The organism is Sphaerospermopsis aphanizomenoides BCCUSP55 (genome assembly GCF_001586785.1).
GTDB lineage: Bacteria > Cyanobacteriota > Cyanobacteriia > Cyanobacteriales > Nostocaceae > Sphaerospermopsis_A > Sphaerospermopsis_A aphanizomenoides_A.
This window is the reverse complement of record NZ_LUFH02000047.1, coordinates 38,587-46,347: the sequence shown is the minus strand read 5'-3', so window position 1 is coordinate 46,347 and position 7,761 is coordinate 38,587. Positions and strand designations below refer to the sequence as shown.

Genomic DNA, 7,761 nt, shown 5'->3' with positions numbered 1-7,761 from the left:
GAGTGGGGTGTGGGGTGTTGGGTATTGTGTGTTTAGATTCGAGACTTGCTATACTCACCCCAATATAAACCGTTATCTTTATTTGGCAGTAAGTCCAAAAAGACCGGTGTGAATCCCCTACGGGTGATTCACAAATTTCAATGCCAAATTTTATTTGAATTTAGAACCGTGGTAATGAAAACGCTTCCTATTAGTAGATACCGATTTTTTCAAAAGTTACAGCCCCTATCCCTCTTGAAAAAAATCACCAGTAAGTCTGTTACTGGTTGTTTACAAGTATTTAGCACTTCAGGGGCTTGGTCAATATATGTACAAGAGGGAAAGCTAATTTATGCTTGCTATTCAGAGCAGATGTTTGAGCCGCTATATAGAAACTTACAGCGGTTAGGTCAACACAATTCTACACTTCCCAGAGAGATTAATGAGCAATTGCAGACCATATTTGAACGGGGTGTAGAAAATCAAACTATCCCCAATCCAGATTATTTAGCTATTTGCTGGTTAGTGAATGAGAAATATCTCAGTCCCTTACAAGCAGCAATGCTGATTGAGCAATTGTCTTTAGAGTTTCTCGATTCATTTTTGAAGATAGAAGAAGGAAGCTATGAATTTATCCCTGAGAGTTTCCTAGACGATTTACCGAAGTTTTGTCATTTGAACTTGCGTTTGTTGGTAGAAAAGTGTGAAGCTGGTGTGCGAATTTCGCCAGAACAGTTTTGGCAATACAACGAACCAAGAACACGCACCAAGATTGAAGTACAACTACCCCCTATCGGCAATAAACTACCAAATGGAGACCAATACAGAGACCACTACAAACGGATTTACTCAAAACCCAAAGACAAAAAGAATTACACAATTTTCTGTGTTGATGATAGTCCGCTGGTGTTAAATACCATTAGGGGATATTTAGATGAACAAATATTTTCTGTAATTGGTGTTACAGATTCTTTAAAAGCTTTAATGGAAATTTTTCACGTCAAACCAGATATGATTTTGCTGGATGTGACGATGCCTAATTTAGATGGATATGAAGTTTGTTCTTTATTACGTAAACAAGCGTCTTTTAAAAATACACCAGTAATTATGGTGACAGAAAAAGCGAGTTTGATAGATAGAGCTAAAGCCAAACTAGTTAGAGCTTCTGGTTGTTTGACTAAGCCGTTGAATCAAGGTGATTTACTGAAAACGATTTTTCAGCACATGGTTTAAATTCTTCTGGATGAAGACTATAACGGACGACACCCAGACAGAAGACTGTGCATTTTCACTACAGAGCCAATCACTGCGATTGCTGGCGCACTAAATCCTGTCTCTTCTACTTGTTCGACGATTGTTCCTAACTTACCAATTAATTCTTCTTGTTCTGGCCGGGTTCCCCACCTCACCAAACCAATTGGAGTCTCTGGACTCAACCCAGCTAAACTTAACTGCTCCACAATATAAGGTAGATTGTGGATACCCATATAAATCACTATTGTTTCTGAACCTTGGGCGATCGCCTGCCACTTTACTGTCGGTCTATACTTACCCGCCGCTTCGTGACCCGTTACAAATGTCACCGATGAACTATACAGACGATGGGTTAAAGGAATTCCAGCATAAGCTGCCGCAGCAATTCCGGCTGTGATCCCCGGCACAACTTCTACAGCAATTCCGGCTTCCAGCAATTCTGCCATTTCTTCACCACCACGCCCAAAAATAAAAGGATCTCCTCCTTTTAGCCGCACCACTACAGCATGATCTTGGGCTTTTTCTATCAAAAGATGGGTAGTTTCTTCCTGTAAGAGCGAATGTCTCCCCATGCGCTTACCAGCATTGATTTTTTCTGCTTGGGGATTAATCATATCCAAAATGGCTGGACTCACCAAGGCATCATAGATAACGACATCTGCACATTCCAGCAAACCTTTCCCCTTGAGAGTCATGAGTCCAGGATCACCAGGGCCAGCACCGATTAAATAAACCTTACCCAAAAACTTTTTCCCCTTCTGTTGCTAAATCCCAAATTATATCAGCTAGTTCTGTAGTTGCTCCTAAAGGTGGTGCTAATTGCAACGTCACCCCAGGAAATTGTAATTTTAGCTTTTCTACAGATTCTGCGATCGCATCGGTTATGCCACCAGTGAATAAAAAATATGGCAAAATTGCAATTTGCTGATAACCTGCCACAACTAACTCTTTCACCCTTGATTCTAAACTGGGTGGTACAGACCAATAAGCTGTTACTGCTGCCAATTTCTTGGCTATAGTTTCTACTGGCTGTTGAGAACCAGAACGACGACTACCATGAGCTAAGAGAATTGATACTTCTGCTTTTATATTAGCTACTGCTGGAGTCAGCAATTTTTCTAAATTCCCATGACTACCTAAATATGGCTTGAGGTCAATAATCATATCTTGACCTAGTGCTGTTTTTGCTAATTCTACTTCTGCGGGAATATCTGTCATCACATGAACTCCCGGTAGCAGAAACAAAGGGACGATTTTTAGGCATTTGCACCCAAAAGCCAAGGACGTTTGGGCAAAATTTTGAATTTGCTCATGTAATGGTTGGACATTTACCTCCAAAGTAGCTATACCTACTAAATTTTGTTTATTTGGCAATTTCCGACTGACCAGTTTTGCCAGTTGGTGCATGGCAATCTCTGGACGCGGATCACGACTACCGTGAGATACTAAAAGATAGGCAGATGACATGGGCTGAGAATGTGATTAATTAAAGGTTGAGGTATTTTTATGAAAGAATTAATGAATGCTTTAGAAGAGTTGGTCGATAAAGTAACACTAGGTGCAATTTTAGAGTTGTTAGAGCGGATATGTCACAAAAAAGCAGAAAATCTCAGAACTCATTGGCAAGATGAAGAAACTGCCAAGTTGTGGGATAAAGCCGCTAAACAGATAGAAAATATCAACGTTGATATCTAGAATAATCTACTCGTAATCAGGCTACCGCATTTTCAAAAGCACAGCGCCCAAAGTATTCATGTGTTCCCAGGGTTTAGTACCTCCCACCCAAGGATGTGAAGGTAAATTTCCTTTGGGTACTGATGACCAAATAAAAAATAGATTCTGGGTGGAAGAACTAGATTTGGTGAGATCCCAGCCAACAGTAGCGCAAAACTGACCATAATCTCTACCACAGCTTTCATATATTTGTACTTGGACGCTAAAACCAAAACGCCCTTGACTGTATTTTGTCCACAACTGATCAATCATCTGTAAATCTTCACAAGGCAATTTTTCTAAGTCACTATTAAATAGATATTTGCCCACAGGTTTAGATAAAGCCTGACGCATCACCACCCAAGTTTCTTGATCTGCTTGTTGCCATTTTTTAGCCTTGAGTAATTCGTTTAACCGTTTGTAATCAACTCCTGCGGCTGAATACAGGGCATTAACTGGTAGTTGTTGAATTGGTTTTGCTTTTGTGTTGAGTGCTGCTAAAACTTCGGTAGCAGATTTGTAGCGTTGAGAGAGGGCATTTTGCAGGAGTTGATTCAGAATTGCAGACAAACGCTCAGAAACAGGATTTTCAGGAAGTAGATAATTTTGCCATACCCAGCGATCGCTCGTGACATCAAACAACTCAAAGGGAGAAACACCAGTTAATAGGTAAATGCAAGTTACACCCAGACTATAAAGATCACTCGCTGGTAAAGCTTTACCCCGCATTTGTTCAGGAGCTATATATTCCGCACTCCCCACTGTTGTACCTGTATGTGCCAAAGCGGTAGCCGTAATTTGTTTGGCAACGCCAAAATCAATTAAGACTAGCTCCCCTGGTGCAGAGTTACGGCTGAGATTTGTGGTTTTTATTGGATAAGCAGGTGAAGTTTTACCTTGTTTTGGTTGAAAAGAAAAAGCTTCCAGTCCACCAATAGTCATGGTAGAACCTTTATGTGATAGTGCCGCATTGGAGATTGGTGGAGGATATGCAGTTTCATTCCCCAGGTTACAGGTATATCTTCGCATAATATTTGCTGGCTTGATATCCCGGTGAATCACTTGTCGAGAATGGATAAATTGCAGCACAGGTAATAAATCTGTGAGTAATTGCCAAATATGCACTTCACTAAACACACCTTGCGCTTGCAATTCCTGCGCTAAATTTTGTCCGACAATTAATTCCTGGACCAAATACAACTGATTGTCTTGTTCAAAGTGTGCCAATAATTGGGGAATTTGGGGATGTCGTAACTCATCTAACCGCGCTGCTTCCTGACGAAACAATTCCACAGCCTTGGCAAAATTTGCCTGATTGGCATCTGGAAAATAAAATTGTTTAATTACACATTTGGGTTTAGACGGTATGTGTTCATCTATAGCCAAAAAAGTTCTGCCAAAACCACCGCTACCAATGGGATACAGCGGAAAATAGCGTTCTTTCAATAATAGTGGCTTACCACATTTGATGCAGAATCGAGCATCATTCGGATTATACAGGTAGATACAAGCAGTACAACAACTCATTGGTTAGTAGTCATTAGTCATTTTTTCCCAATCACCCATTATTTATTGCTGTTCAGCTTTATAAGTATAAAAGTTGTTAAAAGCGCCTATTGTTGCAAATTTATAGCCGGGTATTAAATTATCAATTTTTAAATCAGTAGTGTAAACACTAAAAACAATATAATTCTGTCTTTTTGTCGTACTAACAACAATGTCTCGTATTTGTGGACTAGTTGAGTCAACCAATTTCTCACAATCAAATCCTATGATATTTTGCAAGAAATTCGGTGTTTTCTTGCAAAAATCTGTTTTTAAGTAAGTCGTCAATTTTTGTACGGCAAATTCTTCGTATTCAGCCTGTGGAGGATTGGTCTTGGCCATTGTCACTCCTAAGACAGCAGTTCCTGCTACTCCTACAGATGCAATAATAGTCCAGGCTTTCATATACTTTAGCGGGTGATCAAGTCTTTACAATTTCAAGACTACAAACATATTAGGTCAATTTCGGGCAAAAAAAATCTTGATCATTTTTTTGGGTCGTGCTATATTCAAGTAGTGGATGGCGAGCGTAGCCAAGTGGTTAAGGCAGTGGTTTGTGGTACCACCATCCGTGGGTTCGAGTCCCATCGTTCGCCCTGTGATTTGTGAAATTAGCTAGAAAATGCTTGCTTATGGAAGTTGATGGACTGTATCAGCTTCCTTAAGTGTTTTTATTTTTAACGCACATTAAGCCTTAGAAAATTCCTAGAAGAAAGATGGAACTTAAACCACAGAAAACAAGAAAGTAATTATCATTACCTTGCCTATACTGTGGTCAGGAGAAGTTAAATTGACAACTCCCACCAAGTTCTTTGACCAACTACACCATCTACAAATAAATTGCGCTGATTTTGAAAAGCTTTGATAGCTGCTTCTGTCAGAGGTCCAAATATGCCATCGACTCGAACACCATAGCCTTTAGACACCAATAACTTCTGCATAATTCTGACAGATATACCTGCACTACCAAAACGTAGAGTTGGCATAGATTGTTGACTAGATGCTGGGTATCGGGCTAATACCCGCTGTTTTGGAGGAATATTTTGAGCATCAGCTAGTTTAGAAGATGCTTGAGACAGGTACTTTTGTTTAACTTGCGCTAATATTTTTTCCCGCTTAATTGTCAGGGCTGACATATTAGGTTGCTCCCTGCCATCTGTTTTTATGAATTCGGGTGGTGTAATTTGAGAAGTAAAATTTAATTGAGATAACTGACTATTTGTTGACTTCTGCACGCCATTTTCTCTCGGAAATGGTCGATGCTCCGGCAAATGGGGCAAAGTTGGTTGTGTGGTGCTTAACACGCCCGTCATTAGCAGGCCAAGTTCAGTCATTGTAGTTCATCTCATATCTTGCACCTATAAGGATAAACCAGGAGTAGACAAACAAAGACTGGGGGCTAGGAATTGGTAATTTGTAATTTTATTCCCTGACTTAATGAGATGAATTTGAGTTGTAGAAAGTTTGCCACCCAGTACCTTTATAACCATATTCAAAAATGTCTGGGTGCAAGATTTCTGCTAATATTTCTACAGAATCTACTAGGCGTGGTCCAGGACGGTTAAAGTAAGCATTGCCATCAGTGATGAACACTCTCCCAGCTTTAACAGCGTGTAATTTTTCCCACTCTGGACGCTGAGTTAACAATTTTGCTTCTTGCTGGGTTCGTTGTAAGTCAAAGCCACAGGGCATCAAAATGATGACATCGGGATTACTGGCAATCAATGTTTCCCAGTTTAAACGGGCAGAAGGTTTGCCGCTACAGCTAAACAAAGTTTGTCCACCTGCCAAGTTGATGAGTTCAGGAATCCAATTTGCAGCTGTCATTAAAGGGTCAGTCCACTCAATACAAGCGACTGTAGGCATTTCTGTAATCGAAAGTCCTTGAATTTTACGATTACAAATTTTTACGCGAGCTTCGAGATTTTCTAGTATTTTTACTGAATCAACACCAAAGGTTTGACCGACTCGCTCAATATTACCCCATACATCCCGCAGTGTATTAGGTTGTAAGGAAATAATTTGGGGTTTGGTGTGGGTTAGTTCGCTAACAGCTTTTTCTACTTGTGGTAAGCTGACTGCACAAACATCACACTGGTCTTGAGTCAGAATGTGAGTAGGTTGTAATTTTTCAAGAACATCAATTTTGATTTTGTAAATACTTAAAGCAGATTGCAATATCTTATTTACTTCATCATGAATTGTGTTGCTAGGAGCTTCATTATTTAAACGTGCTTGGGTACAAACAGGAAGATGGGCTATTTCTGGAGGATAGTCACATTCATGCGATCGCCCCACAATAGCATCTTGCAAACCCAGAGTAGCAACTATTTCTGTGGCACTAGGAATTAAAGAGACAATTCTTATATTTTTATCTATCATAATTTCCACCTCCTGGGGATAGGAGTTACAGGAGTTACAGGAGTATGGCTTGCGCCACGCTTCGCTATCAGGAGTTACAGGAGTTCAGGAGTATGGCTTGCGCCACGCTTCGCTATCAGGAGTTCAGGAGTATGGCTTACGCCACGCTACGCTATCAGGAGTTACAGCAATTATAGATAGAACAAATTTTCTATAGCCGTAGACAATGCCGTTAAGAACATGAACTAAAACTCAGACACCCAAAGGCTTTTAGAACTGTCACCTGTCACCTGCTATACTTTTGTTGACAGATGCTTATATTCTCATTGTTACATAGTTTCAGTGAAAAGATATCTATCTTGAGGATGTGAGAATTTTTGCTTTACGCTAAGACACAAATGTACAAAATAAAGTTTTTACAAACCTGAAATAAAGTTGCTTATTTATATCTAGACACGGATACGCAATTACGGTATGCTTGGGATTCAAGCGATTTTCTGTGTATTCATGAAAACAACTCAAATATTGAAAGCGGCTGCACTACCAGTATTAACCGTATTTACTCTTATTTCTGTACCCAATACAGCACTAGCCGACTACTTGAGAAGTGATGGTTTTGGTGGTGAGTATCGTTATGAGTTATGGTCTAGTGATGATGGTCAGAAATACTATTTAAAGATTTGGGATAAAGACGAAGATCCACAAAAAGACAGTTATGTGACAAGGGGTAGCTTTAAATCTAGTAGTGATGCTTTAAATTATTTTGATTGCTATTACGCTCTCAAAAGCTTACCTCAGTGTCCAAAAAACAGGTAATTAATTAGATTTAGATCCCCGACATCCTTTATCAGTTGATAGTATGAATCAAGAGATATAATTAGAATGCGGGGATTCGTCAAGTCTAATTTA

10 protein-coding genes and 1 tRNA gene are annotated in these 7,761 nt (G+C 39.7%); 5 read left to right on the top strand and 6 right to left on the bottom strand.

The annotated features are described in order from the left end of the window. Positions 1 to 174 precede the first annotated feature (174 nt). Positions 175 to 1,212, top strand: coding sequence for a response regulator (locus tag A0J48_RS13690; RefSeq protein ID WP_200323877.1), 1,038 nt, complete (start codon positions 175 to 177; stop codon positions 1,210 to 1,212). A gap of 17 nt (positions 1,213 to 1,229) precedes the next feature. Here the strand turns inward: A0J48_RS13690 and cobA are convergent, their stop codons facing one another. Both cobA and A0J48_RS13680 read right to left on the bottom strand, forming a co-directional pair. Beyond that, positions 1,230 to 1,976: a uroporphyrinogen-III C-methyltransferase gene (gene cobA / locus A0J48_RS13685; RefSeq protein WP_200323870.1), complete on the bottom strand. Its 747-nt coding sequence runs from the start codon at positions 1,974 to 1,976 to the stop codon at positions 1,230 to 1,232. Then, entirely contained in the window at positions 1,969 to 2,700 is a 732-nt protein-coding gene (locus A0J48_RS13680; protein ID WP_200323869.1) for a sirohydrochlorin chelatase, read from the bottom strand. The genes cobA and A0J48_RS13680 overlap by 8 nt, the downstream gene beginning before the upstream one ends. Before the next feature lie 39 nt (positions 2,701 to 2,739). Here A0J48_RS13680 and A0J48_RS13675 point away from each other — a divergent pair, with 39 nt between their 5' ends. Then, complete coding sequence (locus A0J48_RS13675; RefSeq protein WP_200323868.1) at positions 2,740 to 2,928, top strand: hypothetical protein; 189 nt, start codon at positions 2,740 to 2,742, stop codon at positions 2,926 to 2,928. A 21-nt stretch (positions 2,929 to 2,949) separates the two neighbouring features. Here A0J48_RS13675 and A0J48_RS13670 read toward each other — a convergent pair whose 3' ends face one another. Both A0J48_RS13670 and A0J48_RS13665 read right to left on the bottom strand, forming a co-directional pair. Beyond that, entirely contained in the window at positions 2,950 to 4,473 is a 1,524-nt protein-coding gene (locus A0J48_RS13670; RefSeq protein ID WP_200323867.1) for a serine/threonine-protein kinase, read from the bottom strand. A gap of 42 nt (positions 4,474 to 4,515) precedes the next feature. Next, the gene (locus A0J48_RS13665) at positions 4,516 to 4,896 is read right to left on the bottom strand and encodes a DUF4359 domain-containing protein (protein ID WP_200323866.1); all 381 of its coding nucleotides are present in this window, start codon (positions 4,894 to 4,896) and stop codon (positions 4,516 to 4,518) included. 118 nt (positions 4,897 to 5,014) lie between these two features. Here A0J48_RS13665 and A0J48_RS13660 point away from each other — a divergent pair. Continuing rightward, positions 5,015 to 5,087 (top strand) — tRNA-His (locus tag A0J48_RS13660). Between the two features lie 189 nt (positions 5,088 to 5,276). Here A0J48_RS13660 and A0J48_RS13655 read toward each other — a convergent pair. Both A0J48_RS13655 and A0J48_RS13650 read right to left on the bottom strand, forming a co-directional pair. Continuing rightward, the gene (locus A0J48_RS13655; protein ID WP_200323865.1) at positions 5,277 to 5,825 is read right to left on the bottom strand and encodes a peptidoglycan-binding domain-containing protein; all 549 of its coding nucleotides are present in this window, start codon (positions 5,823 to 5,825) and stop codon (positions 5,277 to 5,279) included. Positions 5,826 to 5,925: 100 nt separating this feature from the next. After that, on the bottom strand, positions 5,926 to 6,873 hold the full coding sequence (locus tag A0J48_RS13650) for a cobalamin-binding protein (RefSeq protein WP_200323864.1): 948 nt from the start codon (positions 6,871 to 6,873) through the stop codon (positions 5,926 to 5,928). 44 nt (positions 6,874 to 6,917) lie between these two features. On the opposite strand from A0J48_RS13650, the gene A0J48_RS27450 reads away from it, so the two are divergent. Continuing rightward, positions 6,918 to 7,049: a hypothetical protein gene (locus A0J48_RS27450; RefSeq protein ID WP_267910305.1), complete on the top strand. Its 132-nt coding sequence runs from the start codon at positions 6,918 to 6,920 to the stop codon at positions 7,047 to 7,049. Positions 7,050 to 7,359: 310 nt separating this feature from the next. Further along, positions 7,360 to 7,668 carry a hypothetical protein gene (locus A0J48_RS13645; protein ID WP_200323863.1) on the top strand — a complete coding sequence of 103 codons (309 nt, stop codon included), beginning with the start codon at positions 7,360 to 7,362 and terminating at the stop codon, positions 7,666 to 7,668. Positions 7,669 to 7,761: the final 93 nt, after the last annotated feature.

What these genes read in the sequence shown, in the direction of transcription:
- A0J48_RS13650 (WP_200323864.1), bottom strand. Translation starts at nt 6,873, where the DNA reads ATGATAGATAAAAATATAAGAATTGTCTCTTTAATTCCTAGTGCCACA.
- A0J48_RS13665 (WP_200323866.1), bottom strand. Translation starts at nt 4,896, where the DNA reads ATGAAAGCCTGGACTATTATTGCATCTGTAGGAGTAGCAGGAACTGCT.
- A0J48_RS13680 (WP_200323869.1), bottom strand. Translation starts at nt 2,700, where the DNA reads ATGTCATCTGCCTATCTTTTAGTATCTCACGGTAGTCGTGATCCGCGT.
- A0J48_RS13655 (WP_200323865.1), bottom strand. Translation starts at nt 5,825, where the DNA reads ATGACTGAACTTGGCCTGCTAATGACGGGCGTGTTAAGCACCACACAA.
- A0J48_RS13675 (WP_200323868.1), top strand. Translation starts at nt 2,740, where the DNA reads ATGAAAGAATTAATGAATGCTTTAGAAGAGTTGGTCGATAAAGTAACA.
- A0J48_RS27450 (WP_267910305.1), top strand. Translation starts at nt 6,918, where the DNA reads ATGGCTTGCGCCACGCTTCGCTATCAGGAGTTACAGGAGTTCAGGAGT.
- A0J48_RS13690 (WP_200323877.1), top strand. Translation starts at nt 175, where the DNA reads ATGAAAACGCTTCCTATTAGTAGATACCGATTTTTTCAAAAGTTACAG.
- A0J48_RS13670 (WP_200323867.1), bottom strand. Translation starts at nt 4,473, where the DNA reads ATGAGTTGTTGTACTGCTTGTATCTACCTGTATAATCCGAATGATGCT.
- A0J48_RS13645 (WP_200323863.1), top strand. Translation starts at nt 7,360, where the DNA reads ATGAAAACAACTCAAATATTGAAAGCGGCTGCACTACCAGTATTAACC.